Origin of the sequence: Suilimivivens aceti (assembly GCF_025567405.1) — a bacterium.
Lineage (GTDB): Bacteria > Bacillota > Clostridia > Lachnospirales > Lachnospiraceae > Suilimivivens > Suilimivivens aceti.
The window spans coordinates 21,688-37,639 of record NZ_JAOQKJ010000002.1 but is presented as its reverse complement, the minus strand read 5'-3'; the positions used below and the strand labels follow the sequence as shown (position 1 = coordinate 37,639).

General features: G+C 44.1%; 13 protein-coding genes. 1 reads left to right on the top strand and 12 read right to left on the bottom strand.

All coding sequences use genetic code 11. The features are described from left to right. Position 1: 1 nt before the first annotated feature. The 9 genes from ftsY to pta all read right to left on the bottom strand — a co-directional run bounded on the left by ftsY (position 2) and on the right by pta (position 9,772). The gene (gene ftsY, locus OCV77_RS01890; RefSeq protein ID WP_262572818.1) at positions 2-967 is read right to left on the bottom strand and encodes a signal recognition particle-docking protein FtsY; all 966 of its coding nucleotides are present in this window, start codon (positions 965-967) and stop codon (positions 2-4) included. Next, positions 967-4,527 carry a chromosome segregation protein SMC gene (smc, locus tag OCV77_RS01885; protein ID WP_262572815.1) on the bottom strand — a complete coding sequence of 1,187 codons (3,561 nt, stop codon included), beginning with the start codon at positions 4,525-4,527 and terminating at the stop codon, positions 967-969. The genes ftsY and smc overlap by 1 nt, the downstream gene beginning before the upstream one ends. 4 nt (positions 4,528-4,531) lie before the next feature. Next, positions 4,532-5,218 (bottom strand): ribonuclease III, encoded by a 687-nt coding sequence (gene rnc / locus OCV77_RS01880; RefSeq protein WP_118797145.1) that lies wholly within the window; start codon positions 5,216-5,218, stop codon positions 4,532-4,534. 90 nt (positions 5,219-5,308) lie between these two features. Further along, positions 5,309-5,542, bottom strand: coding sequence for an acyl carrier protein (acpP, locus tag OCV77_RS01875; RefSeq protein ID WP_118797088.1), 234 nt, complete (start codon positions 5,540-5,542; stop codon positions 5,309-5,311). A gap of 18 nt (positions 5,543-5,560) precedes the next feature. After that, on the bottom strand, positions 5,561-6,574 hold the full coding sequence (gene plsX, locus OCV77_RS01870) for a phosphate acyltransferase PlsX (protein ID WP_118797089.1): 1,014 nt from the start codon (positions 6,572-6,574) through the stop codon (positions 5,561-5,563). A gap of 165 nt (positions 6,575-6,739) precedes the next feature. Then, complete coding sequence (rpmF, locus tag OCV77_RS01865; RefSeq protein WP_118797090.1) at positions 6,740-6,919, bottom strand: 50S ribosomal protein L32; 180 nt, start codon at positions 6,917-6,919, stop codon at positions 6,740-6,742. A 2-nt stretch (positions 6,920-6,921) separates the two neighbouring features. Beyond that, positions 6,922-7,467, bottom strand: a complete 546-nt coding sequence (locus OCV77_RS01860) for a YceD family protein (RefSeq protein ID WP_118797091.1) — start codon at positions 7,465-7,467, stop codon at positions 6,922-6,924. Positions 7,468-7,560: 93 nt separating this feature from the next. Then, a complete protein-coding gene (locus OCV77_RS01855) occupies positions 7,561-8,757 on the bottom strand; it encodes an acetate kinase (protein WP_262572811.1) in 1,197 nt (398 codons plus the stop codon). A gap of 13 nt (positions 8,758-8,770) precedes the next feature. Next, entirely contained in the window at positions 8,771-9,772 is a 1,002-nt protein-coding gene (pta, locus tag OCV77_RS01850; RefSeq protein WP_118797093.1) for a phosphate acetyltransferase, read from the bottom strand. Between the two features lie 155 nt (positions 9,773-9,927). Here pta and OCV77_RS01845 point away from each other — a divergent pair, with 155 nt between their 5' ends. Continuing rightward, positions 9,928-11,181, top strand: coding sequence for a tRNA(Met) cytidine acetate ligase (locus tag OCV77_RS01845; protein ID WP_262572808.1), 1,254 nt, complete (start codon positions 9,928-9,930; stop codon positions 11,179-11,181). A 32-nt stretch (positions 11,182-11,213) separates the two neighbouring features. Here OCV77_RS01845 and OCV77_RS01840 read toward each other — a convergent pair whose 3' ends face one another. Genes OCV77_RS01840 through OCV77_RS01830 form a run of 3 tightly spaced genes read right to left on the bottom strand, consistent with a single transcriptional unit; the run spans position 11,214 to position 15,946 of the window. After that, complete coding sequence (locus OCV77_RS01840; RefSeq protein WP_262572807.1) at positions 11,214-12,503, bottom strand: diguanylate cyclase; 1,290 nt, start codon at positions 12,501-12,503, stop codon at positions 11,214-11,216. A gap of 41 nt (positions 12,504-12,544) precedes the next feature. Continuing rightward, positions 12,545-14,824 carry an ABC transporter substrate-binding protein gene (locus OCV77_RS01835; protein ID WP_262572805.1) on the bottom strand — a complete coding sequence of 760 codons (2,280 nt, stop codon included), beginning with the start codon at positions 14,822-14,824 and terminating at the stop codon, positions 12,545-12,547. A gap of 12 nt (positions 14,825-14,836) precedes the next feature. Beyond that, positions 14,837-15,946, bottom strand: a complete 1,110-nt coding sequence (locus OCV77_RS01830; RefSeq protein WP_262572802.1) for an ABC transporter permease — start codon at positions 15,944-15,946, stop codon at positions 14,837-14,839. Positions 15,947-15,952: the final 6 nt, after the last annotated feature.

The window sequence follows — 15,952 nt, the reverse complement described above, 5'->3', positions numbered from 1 at the left end:
CTTATTCTCCATCTTCGTTTCCTCCTGTCATCTCTTCTGCCAGATCCTCTTCCTTCACATCAAACAGTGCATTTACAAACTGCTCCGGATCAAATTTCTGAAGATCTTCTATATGTTCTCCAACGCCAATATATTTCACCGGTATGTTAAGCTCTGACTGAATGGCTACAGCAATACCTCCCTTGGCCGTTCCATCCATCTTTGTCAGGATGATACCTGTCAGGTCTGCTACCTGCCCAAACTCCCTCGCCTGATTTAAAGCATTCTGTCCGGTTGTTCCATCAAGGACTACCAGATTCTCCCTGTGGGCATCCGGAAACTCTCTTTCTATGATCCGGTTGATCTTCTTCAGCTCTTCCATCAGGTTCTTCTTATTATGAAGTCTTCCAGCTGTATCACAGAGAAGCACGTCTACTCCTCTGGCCTTTGCTGCATTCACTGCATCATATACTACACTTGCAGGATCTGCTCCCTCTTTGCCGCCAATCATTGGAACACCGGCCCGGTTAGCCCATGTCAGAAGCTGCTCTCCGGCAGCTGCACGGTAAGTATCCGCTGCAGCGATCAGGACGTTTTTGCCCTGATCCTTCAGGATCCCTGCCAGCTTACCGACAGAAGTCGTCTTACCAACACCATTTACACCGATCACAAGTACTACTGACTGTTCATTTTCAAAATCATACGCTGTTTCCCCGACCTGCATCTGCTCCCTGATACTTTCGATCAGAAGCTCCTTACAGGCAGCCGGTTCCTTTATATGCTTTTCCTTTACCTGTTCCCGCAGCCGCTCCAGGATCTTTTCGGTAGCATTCACACCGATATCTCCCATGATCAGGATCTCTTCCAATTCCTCATAAAAGTCTTCATCAATAGTAGAGAATCCACCAAATACAGCATCTATACTACTGACAATATTATTTCTCGTCTTGGTCAGACCTTCTTTTAATCTGCTGAAAAAACCTGCCATTAGTCATCTAACTCCTTGTCAATCAGATTTACACTTACCAGAGTAGAAACACCCTTCTCCTGCATGGTAATACCATACAGCCTGTCTACCTGCTCCATAGTTCCACGTCTGTGCGTAATAACAATAAACTGGGTATGCCTGGTAAGCTTATGTAAATATTTTGCAAATCTGGATACATTACTTTCATCCAGTGCTGCCTCAATTTCATCCAGAAGACAGAACGGAGAAGGCTTCAGGTTCTGGATGGCAAATAACAGAGCGATTGCTGTCAGCGCCTTCTCTCCACCGGAAAGCTGCATCATATTCTGCAGCTTTTTTCCCGGAGGCTGTGCAATGATCCGGATACCTGCTTCCAGGATGTCTTCATCCTCCATCAGCTCCAGTGTACCCTTACCGCCGCCAAACATTTCCTTGAATACCTTGTCAAACTCCCGGCTGATCTCACCGAACTTTTCATGGAACTGTTTTCTCATAGCTGTATCAAGCTCCGTAATGATACCCTCCAGCGTTTTCTCCGCTTCGATCAGATCATCATGCTGCGTCTTTAAGAAGCTGTAACGCTCCATCAGATTCTTATAATCTTCAATCGCATTGACATTGACATCACCAAGCTTTTTGATCTGATCCTTTAAAGTGGAAATATCCCGTTTCATGGCAGGCAGATCATTCAGCTCCTCATTTCTCATGCCTGCTGCATCAGAAAGCGTGATCTCATACTCATCCCACATATAATTGATCTGGGATTCTGTCATATCCTGCAGCTTTTCTCTCTGGGCATTCAGACGGTAAACTTCCTTGTCAAGTCCTGACATCTTTTCAGAAAGTGCTTCTCTGTCTTTAAAGAAATTCTTCTGTTTTGCGGAAAGCTCTTCTTTCTTTGTAATATCTTCCTGCAGCTGTTTCTCAGTATCGCTTTGTGATGTATGGGAAGCCTGTATGGTTTCTTCAATCTGCCGGATATTATTTTCCTTCTGCTCGATGTCTCCCGTATTGCCAAGAAGCCCTTCCTCGATCTCTGAAAGCTCCGATTTCGAACGTTCCAGTTCAGTATTGATACGGTCTACATTCTGCTGATGGAAGCCCTGTTGCTGGAGCATCTTTTCTACTTCTACTTCCAGTGCATTCACACCTGCAAGGTTTTCTGACTCTTCACTTCTCTTTTCATCCAGAAGCACCTGACATTCTTTGATCTTCCCTTCCGTCTGCTTTTCCAGAGTTTCTGAATCCTGCAGTTCCCTGCTGATCTCTTCCTTACTCAGGCGGATTTCCTGGATCTGGCTTTCAATCTCCCTCTCTTCGTTTTTCAGTTCGAGTGAGCTTTCCGAAGCCTCTTCCTTCCGCTCCTTTGCTTTAATTACATTAAGACGGGCCGTATTCTGCTCGATAAACTTTTTCTGCAGGGAAGCCTTGTCCTCCTCCAGGCTTAACCGGAGCTTATTTCTTTCTGCTTTGGTATCTTCAATCTCCTGAAGCAGGGTATCCACCTCTTTCAGGTATTTTTTGACACTGGCTTCCATCTCCTCCATCTCTCTTCTTCTTCCGAGGAGATTACTGTTGTTTTTAAATGCACCACCACTGATAGCACCACCTGGAACGAGCAGTTCTCCTTCCAGTGTGACCATGCGGATCCCATAATCGAACTTTCGTGCGATCCTGACGGCATTATCCACCTGATCTACAACAACGATCCTTCCCAGCATGGCCTTTGCCACATTACGGTATTTCTCATCGACATGTACCAGTTCATCTGCCATGCCAAGCACACCCTTTTCCTTCAGGGACTCCGGATTCTTGAACTCCTGCGGATGGGTAATACTGGTAAGAGGAAGGAAGGTCGCCCTTCCGGCCTTCGTCTGTTTCAGATAACCAATCATACGCTTGGCGGTTTCTTCATCATCTGTAACAATATTCTGGATATTACCGCCAAGTGCTGTTTCAATGGCTGTCTCGTACTTTTTATCTACTTTAATGATATCCGCAACAACACCGACGATACCCTTTTCCTGCTCCTTGCGTTCCATGACCTTCTTGACACTTCCACCATAGCCCTCATAGCGTTCTGTCAGGTTCGAAAGTGCCTCCAGTCTGGATTTTTCCTGATGATAGCTTACCTGAGTATCCCTGAGCTTTTTGTCCTTGTCAGCCAGTGTTTCCCGAAGAAGTGTCAGCTTCTCTTCCTTGGACTCCACAGCATCATTTAATGTACGGATCTCTTCATTGATCTTCTCAAACTCATCATTTAATGCTTTCAGAGTCTCTTCCTGCTGTGCTTCGTCTGACTTCATACGAAGGATCCTTGATGTCAGCTCTGCTTTCCGGATATTTACCTGCTCTGTCATAGTATCATACCGGCCAAGCTTGGATTTGATTGTTGCTCTGGCATTCAGAGCCTCGATGATCGCATTCTTACCGCCTTCGATCTGATTATTCAGTTCTTCAATACAACTCTGAACTGCTGTCAGGGCAGCTTTCGCCTCATCCCGTTTTTTTTCGATCTCAGCAACCTGTTCATCGATCTGTCCCTTGTCAGAAAGTATGCCTTCCTTATCCTGGTTCTTTGCTGCAATCTCATTTAAAACAGCTTCCCTGCGCTGTTTCAAATGTTCTTCATTATTTCTGGCAGAATGGATCTGCTCCTTCAGGACATTGATCTCACCTTCCAGCTTTCCTCGAAGCATACTGGTATCCGTAAGTGCTGATCTGTTCTTCTCAATGGTCTCATCAAGAAGTGTGATCTGTCCTTCTATTTTTTCATATTCTTCTTTGATATTTTCATACTGCTTAGAAGTATTCTCCAGATCTTCACTGGCAATATCATATTTTTCCTGTGCATCTTTTAACTGCTCCTGCAGTCTCTGATTCTCAAGAAGGAACATGTTTACGTCCAGTGTTTTCAGTTCTTCCTTCTTTTTCAGATAGATCTTTGCTGTTTCCGACTGTTTTTCCAGCGGTCCGATCTGCTTCTCCAGTTCGGATAATATATCATTCACACGCACCAGATTCTGCTGTTCATCCTCCAGTTTCTTCTGGGCTGCCAGTTTTCTTCTTTTAAATTTGACGATACCGGCTGCCTCATCAAACAGCTCACGTCTCTCTTCCGGTTTACCGCTCAGGATCTTATCAATCTGTCCCTGCCCGATAATGGAATATCCTTCCTTACCGATACCGGTATCATAAAAGAGTTCATTCACATCCTTCAGACGGCAGGGTGTACCGTTCAGAAGGTACTCGCTTTCACCAGACCTGTAAATTCTTCTTGCCACAGTTACTTCATTATAATCAATAGCAAGCTGATGATCGGAATTGTCCAGTGTGATTGCCACATATGCATACCCAAGTGGCTTTCTCAGTTCTGTACCGGAAAAAATGACATCCTGCATGGATGCTCCTCGCAGCTGTTTGATCCTCTGTTCACCAAGTACCCAGCGCACAGCATCTGCAACATTACTCTTACCACTTCCGTTCGGTCCTACAATACCAGTAATTCCATTGTGAAACTGAAATACGATTTTGTTGGCAAAGGACTTGAATCCATGAATTTCAATACTTTTCAGATACATAAAACTACTGTTTCCCCCACTTGAGCAAAACGGCATAGGCTGCCTGCTGTTCTGCTGATTTTTTAGTTCTTCCAGTTCCGCTGCCCACTGTTTCATCGCCGATAACAGCTTCTACGGTAAACAGCTTGTCATGATCCGGACCGCTTTCCTCCACCAGTACATAATGGAGTTCCCTTCCATCCTTCTGCACTCTCTCCTGCAATATTGTCTTGCTATCATAAAAGAGCTTCTTGTTTTCCAGATCAGAAAGAATATACTTCAGGATAAATTTTTCTGCTTCTTCAAAACCACCATCCAGATAAACAGCCCCAATCACTGCTTCCATGACATCTGAAGTGATGGAATCCCTTTCTCTTCCTCCGGTAGCCTCTTCCCCCTTACCAAGAAGAATATACTTTCCAAGTTCAATATCTCTGGCACAGAAAGCCAGTGCAGGTTCGCAGACCATAGAGGATCTCAGTTTCGTCAGCTGTCCTTCTGCCATTTCCGGATGCTGCTGATAAAAGAACTTGCTGGAAGCCAGTTCCAGCACAGCATCTCCAAGGAACTCAAGCCTCTCGTAATTTTTCTGCTTATTGACCTTCTGTTCATTTGAAAAAGAACTGTGTGTCAGTGCCTGCTTCAAAAGAGCCTTGTCTTTGAAATGATACCCTATTCTCTCTTCTAATTCTTTACTGTTTTGTGAAAGCATATTTTTACCTGTCTTTATCTGATATATAAAAAGCCCTTTATACAAAGGGCTTTTCAAACTTCTCATAAGCCGTTTTAATTTCTCGGCGCTTTACTGATTTACTGCATTTTTGATCAGATTAACTGCTTCTTCTACGGTAGTAATCTTCTCTGCTTCTTCTGCCGGAATCTCGATGTCAAATACCTCCTCAAGACCCATGATAATCTGAAATACGTCAAGTGAATCTGCTCCCAGATCATCCACAAATGTACTCTCCATAGTGATTTCTTCCGGGTCGACATTAAGAACATCGGCAATTACCTTTTTTAACTTTTCAAATTCCATTTCCTGCTGATTCCTTTCCTAGCTTTCTTCCATAGTAATTTTTTCTTTTATTTTTTCATTAATATTCTGTTCTTTAAATGTAATGCATTGTAAAACAGAATTCTTAATTTCTACTGCTTTGCTGCTTCCATGTGTCTTAACCACAAGACCATTGAGTCCAAGCATCGGTGCACCGCCATACTGCTCAAGATCAAATGCCTTCAGTGTATTCTTCAAAGCCGGCTTTACCAGCAATGCACCGATCTTACTTCTGAGTGAGGTCATCATGCCTTCTTTGACCTTTTTGATCAGAACGCCGCCAACGCCTTCATACATCTTGAGGATCACATTTCCAACAAAGGCCTCACATACAATAACATCTGCCTTGCCCTCTGGAATATCTCTCGCTTCTATATTTCCTACAAAATTAATATCAGGACAGTTCTTCAGGAGTGGATAGGTCTCCTTCACAAGTGCATTTCCCTTATCTTCCTCAGCTCCGATATTAACGATCGCTACCTTCGGGTTCTTTACTCCCATGACATATTCCATATAGACAGATCCCATCTTGGCAAACTGGATCAAATGGGAAGCTCTGGCATCTACATTCGCCCCACAGTCAATCAGAAGGGAGCATCCCTTTGCTGTCGGGATAAGCGGTGCCAGCGGAGGTCTCTCTACACCCTTGATCCTGCCTACGATCACCTGACCGCCTACCAGTGTGGCTCCGGTACTGCCAGCCGATACATAAGCATCGCAGGTACCATCCTTCACCAGATACAGGGCTTTCACAAGGGAAGAATCTTTCTTCTTACGGATAGCCATAACAGGAGGCTCTGCTGTTTCGATTATCTCAGCTGCATTCACCACCTCTACCTGTTCTTCAGGATAAGTATATTTCGTCAGCTCCGCTTTTACTACTTCTTCCTGTCCAACAAGAAAAACCTTAACACGGTGATCTTCATTCACAGCTTCGATCGCACCTTTGACGATCTCAACCGGTGCATTATCACCACCCATGGCGTCTACTGCTACTTTAACAAATTCTGCCATATTACACCTCCGTATTTCATACCCATTTAACTATACTAGACCATATTGCAAAAATCAAGGACAAATTGTGCGAAAAAAATAAGGGTTAAGCTAATCTGCCCAACCCTTAATTCTCTGTCATTCATTTTGAAAAGCAACCTCTGACTGCTTTTCTGCTTTCTGGAATTAGTCTACACTGATGATCTCTTTTTTGTTATAGGAGCCGCACTTCTTGCATACTCTATGAGGCATCATCAGGGCGCCGCATTTGCTGCACTTTACTAATGTAGGAGCACTCATTTTCCAGTTTGCTCTTCTCTTATCTCTTCTTGCTTTGGAAGATTTATTCTTAGGACAAATAGACATCGTTACACCTCCTTATTCGCGTTAAAGATATCTTTAATTGCTGCCATTCGCGGATCCGGGACAAATCTGTCACATCCACATTCCCCTTCATTCAGGTCGTGTCCGCAAACAGAGCAAATTCCTTTGCAGTCATCCTTACATAATACCTTGACTGGCATATGAATTAAGATTTCGTTGCTTATGAGAGCATCTGTATCCAGTTCATAGCCAGATACAAAATTCTGTTCTTCATCAGATGTATCATCTGATGCTTCCTCTGTGGCACCTTTCTCCTGATCAGGAGATGTAACCTGATGTGCAAAATCCGCAGATACGGAAACCTTTACATCCTTCAGACATCTGTCACAGGGAATGATCATCAAAGCAGTAACACTGCCCTCCACCAGAACAGTTCCTGTCCCGATATTCGACAGCTTCATGTCTGCCACTGTGTCCCCTTTGATTTCGTACTCATTTCCCATATAGGAAAAGGTCTTCTCTTCATACGGAACAGACAGCTCTTTCACTTTTCCCTCAGATGTAAATACATCAGTCAGATTCAATAACATAATAAACTCCCAATATGCACAGAGAACTCCCTGCACACTTGATTAAGTATACAGAAGAGATATTTATTTGTCAATACCTCTCCTGAAATATTTTTATTTTACAAGAGCGAAGGTTTCTCTTGCGATTGCAAGCTCTTCATTGGTAGGGATCATCAGTACTTTGGTTCTGCTGTCCTTCGTAGTGATCACAAGATCCTCTCCCCTCCTGGCATTCAGCTCCGGATCCAGTGAAACACCAAGATATCCCAGGTATGCGCAGATCTTTTTGCGGATAAAGCCACTGTTTTCGCCAAGCCCCGCGGTAAAGCAGACTGCATCCACACCGTTCATGGCTGCCACATAAGCACCGACATATTTGGCAACCCTGTATGCAAAGGCATCCATAGTCCTTATGGCAAATTCTTCTCCCTTTTCGTAGGCATCTTCAAGATCTCTGAAGTCGGAAGAAAAACCGCCGGATAAACCAAGGACGCCTGATTTCTTGTTCAGTTCGTTCAGAATCTCAGACACACTCTTATTCTCCTTATTGCAGAGAAATTCAATAATAGCAGGATCAATGTCACCGCTTCTGGTTCCCATGATCAGTCCTTCTAACGGTGTAAGTCCCATGGAGGTATCTACACATTTTCCATTCTTTACAGCAGAAACACTGGCTCCATTGCCAAGATGGCAGACGATCAGTTTAAGTTCCTTGTAATCCTTCTGAAGAATCTCTGCAGCCCTGTGTGATACATAGGAATGGCTTGTTCCATGGAAGCCATATCTTCTTATCTTGTACTTTTCATAATATTCATAAGGGATTCCGTACAGATATGCTTCCTTTGGCATGGTCTGATGGAATGCCGTATCAAAAACAGCTACCATGGGAGTACCCGGCATCAGCTTTCTGCAGGCATCAATACCAATAAGGTTAGCCGGATTATGTAAAGGTGCAAGATCATTGCATTCGGTGATTGCTTCAATGACCTCATCTGTAATAACGGTAGATGCTGCAAATCTCTCACCACCATGAACTATACGGTGCCCAACTGCCCCGATTTCCTTTAAATCCTTTACAACACCGGTCTTTTCTCCGGTCAGTGCCTCCAGTACCAGTCGGATCGCATCCGTATGATCCTTCATAGGCGTGACTGTTGTTTCTTTCTGTCCTCCCGCCGGTGTATAGGAAATCTGGCTGCCATCAATTCCGATCCTCTCGCAGAGTCCTTTGGCGATCAGCTTTTCTGTTGCTGCATCGATCAGCTGGAATTTTAAAGATGAGCTTCCACAGTTAATAACTAAAATATTCATGATAATCCTCCTTCTATACAAGCTGTGCCTGTACTGCTGTCAGCGCCACTACACCGACAATATCCTGCCAGGAGCATCCTCTTGACAGATCATTTACCGGCTTTGCTATCCCCTGAAGCATGGGACCGTAAGCCTCTGCCTTGGCAAGTCTCTGCACAAGCTTATAACCGATATTTCCTGCATCCAGATTCGGGAAGATCAGGACATTGGCCTTACCAGCCACTTCACTTCCGGGTGCCTTTGACTTGGCAACTGCCGGAACAAGTGCGGCATCCAGCTGCAGCTCGCCGTCAATGCAAAGTCCAGGATACTGTTCATGGGCGATCTTCGTAGCCTCCACTACCTTGTCAACCAGTATATGCTTTGCACTTCCCTTTGTAGAATGTGACAGCATGGCAATGATCGGCTTTGAGCCTACAAGACTCTTAAAGCTCTTGGCGGAAGAATCTGCGATAGCTGCCAGTTCTTCTGCAGTAGGATCCTGGTTCAGACCGCAGTCTGCAAACAGAAAAGTTCCATTATCACCAAATTCACAATCCGGTACACACATCAGGAAGAACCCCGATACCAGCTTAACTCCTGGCGCCGTCTTCAGGATCTGCAGTGCAGGACGCAGTGTATCTGCCGTTGCGTGGCAGGCACCTGCCACCATGCCATCTGCATCATTGGCCTTAACCATGATAACACCAAAGGTAAGCGGATCCTTGTGCAGGATATCCCTTGCCTTCTCAATAGTCATCCCTTTTGCTTTTCTTGTTTCATATAATAGCTCCACATATTCGTCCAGCTTTTCGCAATTTTCAGGGTCTATGATCTTAACACCATCCAGTTCAATCTCCAGCCACGTTGCACCATCCATGATCTTTTCTTCATTACCGATCATGATAATATTGGCAATTCCTTCCTTGAGGATATGTGCTGCTGCGATCAATGTTCGTTTGTCTGTTGTCTCCGGCAAAACAATGGTCTTTCTGTCCATTCTTGCCTTATCCTTGATAATATCGATATAAGACATTCTGTTTTCTCCTTTCGCAGATCATGTGCGATACACACGTACATAAAAATTTTAACGCATCCCTGTTTTTCCCACAAGTGGAAAACGCAAAAAAATTGTGCAAAATGACAAACAATATGCTATCATGAGCGAAAGAGAAAATATCAGGAGATCCTATGAAAACAGCAGCTATTATTGCCGAATACAATCCTTTCCACAAAGGCCACAGATATCAGATTGAAGAAACCAGAAAAGCAACCGGAGCAGACTATATCCTTGTCCTTATGAGTGGGGATTTCGTGCAGCGTGGAGAACCCGCCATTTACAATAAATACATCAGAACCCGTATGGCACTTCTTGGAGGCGCCGATGCAGTCCTTGAGCTTCCGGTTCTCTATGCCACCTCCAGTGCCGAATTTTTCGCAGAAGGTGCTGTAACACTGCTCGACCATATGCAGATGGTTGATTTTCTTTCCTTTGGCAGTGAATCCGGAAAGCTGGAAGATTTCCTTCCTCTTGCTGAGCTGCTTAACAGAAAGGAAGCAACGGTTCTCAGCACAGTAAATGAGCTGCTGCGTCAGGGATTATCCTATCCAAAGGCCAGAAGCAGAGCTGTTTCTCTTCTCTTTTCTGAGTATTCTTCAGCAGATGCTGCTTTCTTTTCCTCACCTAACAACATCCTTGCCCTGGAATACTGTAAAACCCTCCAGAAGCTGAAAAGCTCCATAAAACCCTTTACCCTGCTCCGAAAAGGCAGTGGTTATCATGATCCTTTTCTGCCGGAGGACTCTTCTATGTATCCGTCTGCTTCTGCCCTGCGTTCCCTGATCACTGCCAGCACCTCCAGCCAGTTTCTGACTGCAGACGATCTGTCTCCCCAGCTCTTCTATAAGCTGCTCACGGAAAAAGACTGTGGTTTTTCTGATTACCTTGACTGCAGCACAGCTCTTTCTGACCGGATCTGCAAATATCTGTCATCCTTTACCGGTTATACAGATTTCTGCACCCTGTTAAAAAGCCGTGAATTTACCTATACCAGAATCAGCCGCACTCTGCTTCATATCCTGCTGAATCAGAAGACACCGGTCTCTTTTAAGCCTTCTTTTTCTGAACGCCATCTAAAGACACCATATGTAAGGCTCCTCGGCTTCCGCAAAGACTCCGCACCGCTTCTTTCTTCTATCAAAAAGCACAGCGATATCCCTCTGGTATCCAAGCTGGCGGATGCCAAAACCATACTTTTAGAAGAGGCTTACCAGATGCTCTCCAGGGATATCATGGCGTCCACCCTGTATGAATCTGCCACTTTCCTTAAATATGCTTCCACAGATTTTCATCAGAAAACCGCTGCGAATAATGATCCGTCCTTTTTTGCAGAAGCAAAAAAGGGACTGCTGAATGAATATCAGCAATCCCCGGTCATCCTGTAAGCTCTTCCTTCCGGTATCTGTCCAGATTCTTTTTATTCCTGTATGATTCTGTCTCTGCCACCCTTTTTCCCGGCATAAAGTCTGTGATCTGCACACCTGAGCAGCTCATCTGTGTTCCCACCGGAGCTTTCGCAGATTCCAAAGGTCATTGTTACACGGATCTTTTCCTTTTCATTGTATGTAAATTCCGTATCCCGTATCTCATTCTGCAACTTCCTTAGTGTTTCCGCTGCATCCTGCAATCCCTGATCTATGAATACAAGGAGAAATTCTTCTCCACCCCACCTGGCTGCATATCCTTCTCTTCTCATCCGTTCTGCCATGATCCTTGCAATCTGTGTAAGCACTCTGTCACCCCATTCATGGCCATAGGTATCATTTACATGTTTAAAGTAATCAATATCCCCGATTGCAATGCAGAACGGCATGCCATAGCTGTCAGCGTCCTTCTGCACCTGTTTCAGACGCTTCTCTCCATACCTGCGGTTATAAAGTCCCGTAAGCGCATCCTTCTCCACAAGCTCACGCAGGGAACGCTGCATATCTACCGCATGTCTGCCCAGCTCCCCTACCTCATCCTTTCTCTTTCCTACAGGATAGGCAAGCTGTTCATTGAGTTCACCATTTGCTACCTTTCCAAGGAATTTTTCTATTTCTCCGATCGCCTCTGTCAGCCTGCAGGAATACCTGATTGTAAGCAGCGCAGCGATCATAACTGCAAGAATTCCAAGGAAAACGATCGGCAGGATCACGCGGAACAGATCATTCATCACTGTTTCTACAGGCTTTGCCACAAAGAGCATACCGATACAGGCTCCGTCCTCGTTTAAAAGAGGTGAATAATAGGCAAAATAATCTTTATCCCCGATCGATACATTTGGATAAAAAGCAGCCCTGCCGCCTTCAAGAACATCCTTTACAACAACTGCACTTACCTTCGTACCAATGATACGCTCCCCGTCTTCTCCACAGACTGTAGTGATCACACGTACATCCTGATAAAAAACAGTAATATCTACGCCAGTATTTTCCTTCAGGGTATCAATAATGGAAAAATCTCCATTGATCAGATGATCCCCCTTCAGCAGATAAAGTCCATCATCTCCCTCAAATGCTTTGTAGTCACCAGGATACAGCTTATCGTACATGGTAATAATCGTAAAGCTCTGGTTCATAAGTCCCTGTCTGACTTCATTATTCATGGCGTTTGCGTAGCTTCTGATGCTGATCGTGATAATGACAGCCGTCAGGAGAAAGATAGGAAGCAGTGTGATCTTAAGCAGCTGATGGTAAAGTTTTTTCTTTGCTTTATCCTGTTCCATAGACATTCCTCTTTTCTGTAAGGTTAGTCAGACATCTTCTGTTAACGGTTTTCATTTACATAGATCTGCACGCGGCTCTGGATGATTGATGCCACATCCCTCGCGTTCTTCTGTCCGCTGAAAAATGCTGCTGACTCTTCAGAAATAATATTCATAAGTTCCTGATCATAAGTATATACCTGATTAAAAGTATACAACATCTGCTTCAGATTCTCTACTTCTTCCTGCGTCATTGGCTTAATTTCCACATCAACACCATTCATGTAATAATAATCGGGGCTTTCCACTTCATTTCCATTTTCATCAATATAGGTATCCACCTTCATAGCCTTCTCCCCCATGGCATCCAGTGCCCTGATGCTTACCGGAAATCCATAGGTGATTTCATCCTGATATTCATCTGTCAGATACCCTCTCATAAACTGCCAGGCACCCTCTTTATTAGCTGATTTGGAAGACATGGCAAGCTGCATGGCCGGCATAATAGAGGATCCGTCCTCATTGCTGGAGGGAAAACCGATCAGTGTGATATCTTCTCCGAAGGTTCCCTTCTTGGTATAATTATAATCCTTGAACCCGCTCAGACTGTAGGACATGGCTATTGCCCTGTTTTCTCTCCACATGGTGTCATAGCTTTCCCAATAGGAATCATCATAAACCGTATCATCTGTCTGCTCTGGAAACTGCTTTAAGAATTCCAGCATCTCTATGAAGGCATCTGAATCAAAATTACAGGTACCAGCATCAAAATCAAGGAACTGATTTCCTGCCATAGTCATGCAGTTAAGAAGCATTCTTTCCCTATCCATGTTCGGAAGGAAGCTGGTACCGGCAGGCATTCCGCTCATGAGCTGGTTTACCTCTCCGATTGTCCAGCCTCTCTCTTCCCCGACCAGAGAAGTTTTTGCGATCAGTGTACTGATCATATAAGAAGGCACCAGACGGTACAGCTTACCATCTACAGAAAAGGCATCCAGAATATTGGGCATGAAATTATTAATGTCAAGTCCCTCATCCTTTTCGATATAAGGCTTCAGATCCTCAAACAAGCCTTTGGAAACATAGCTTTCCACTGGCATATTATCATCAATAACCAGAATATCTGGGATTTTTCCGGAAACGATATCTGCATTCAGACGGTTAAGGCCAGCCTGATAATCATCTTCCGTATTGTACAATGCTGCATAATCCTGGATTGTAATGCGGTACTCATCATTGTTCTTGTTGAATTTTACGATATTGTTTCTTACATCATAATCGATTCCATTGCAGGCAAGGACCAGAGTCTTTTTGTCCTTAACCTCTGACGGAGGCACCTTGGTAAATCTTCCCAGTGCATTTCCATCCTCTGCATCATACATGGCAAAAAATTCATCCTCATTGATACTGATCACATTGTAAACAGAATAACCCGCTATGTCTGAATCTACAAAATTCATCAGAAGCTGTGTTTCCGTATCACCCATATTGTATCCGTATAATCCAATCGAATTTACAAGAAACAGCTCATATTTGCTATTGCCCGGATAAATGGAATAGTCATAGGAGTAACCGGGAAGCTTGGTCGTATCTGTCAGAGTTCCCGTATTCATGTCAACATAGCCAATATTTACTCCATTATCATCCCAGCTAATCCCGGCCACCTTACCGCTTGCAAGAGTATATATATTACTAACATCAACCACATTTTCCTTGTCACCTGTTACAATCATTTTCTGATAATTACCATTCTGATCGAACAGACATATATTATCCATGATCTGTGCATAAATAATATCCTGATAGATCATAATACTGCCCATATAAAGCCAGCCGCCATTTTCTGTTATCTGTTTTTGTACATCCGGCAGCTCATTAATACAGATGCTGAAAAGCTGTTCTCCATCCATATTGATCTTCTCAAGATAATACGTATCCATATAATTATCATTTTCATCCGGCTCTGTTGCATAAACATCCTTCACATAGTAAATATTTCCCTCTTTATCACAGGCCGGATTATTTATACTGACATTATCCTCTATATCCAGTGCCATTTTCTTTATTATGTCACCATTTTCATCAAGGCTGGCAAAATGTACAGTCATCTCGCCTTCTTTTCCATAATCATAACCATAAGCCATCAGTGTATCAGCTTTACCAAACAGTGTCGGAATACTGTCATTTCCAAAATCAACATTTACATCCGTCACTTTATACACATAATTCTTGCTGGATGCCGCCGCCTCACTGTTACCACCATCCTTACTCTTTCCACAGCCGCTGAGTGCCATCAGCATCATGACAGCTGCCATTCCTGCTGCTACAATTCTCCTCTTCATAATTCTCCCTCCTTACCGTTTAAAAACCCTTGCTTTTTCCAGTGCTTTGTCTTTTTTATCCATCAGGATATAAATCAGATCCCTGGTAGTATATTTTCTGTGTTTCCATTTTATGATCAGGAATACCAGAATAATAACACCGGGAATCAGCAGAAACAGGAACTGGAAGATCAGGACAACTGCCCTGATGTCCTCATAGCCCCTTGCAATATTCTCGAAATAGGGATAATGAATCGCCGCATTCTGCATGGATCTTGTCCCGAAATCAAGGATCACCGGAATCATGGCTTCCACTGTATACCTGGAGGAATTCTCCACTACCTTCATCTGCTCCTCCGTAGGCCCAAACTTTTCCCGTACAGTCTTTGCCAGAAATCCCTTTACCGGATTCGGTGCTGCTACCTCATAGCAGTTCACGCCTTCACTGGTTCCATAGTCTTCCAGTGTTTCTGCAGAAACATAAACAAGCGTTTTTGTCAATCCGGCATTCTTTGCCATCCGGCTTTCATCCCGCTTCACCACACCGGCAATGGTATGTGGTACCCCACCGATAGTTACTGTCATTCCTGAGATCTCATTGGAACCAAAAAGCTGCCACGCAGCATCCTCATCAATGATCACATAATCTGTCATCAGCTCATTTTCCGAGAAATACCGGCCATCCACAAGCTGCAGTGGATGAAAATAAAAGAAATCATTTCCTATGCCGATTGCATCTGCTTCCAGTGTTGCCTGTTCACTGACCAGTGTGATCTTTCCCGGTGCACTATAGGCATCAATAAACAGTCTTTTTGATTCTTCTGTTTCCTGCTGGTTTCCCTGTACGCTTCCCTCTTCCTCATCCAGTGTCACTGCTACATCCGCAAGAGCCGTCGTAAGCTGATTTTCAAAATTACGGATGCTGAAGTCATCCAGTGTTACATCTCTTGTCACAAAGCAGCTCACCTGTGCATATTCCCTGCCGCCCCATCTGTCCGCTGCCTGCTGGTCTGTCAGTTTTTTTTCCTGACCCCTCCACCACAGCGTCAGGATCAGATACAGGATCAGTGAAATCACCGCGATCAGGGAAAAGATGATCTGTGCTGCTGACAAACGCTTCAGAAAATTTTTCAAGCCTGCCACTGTATT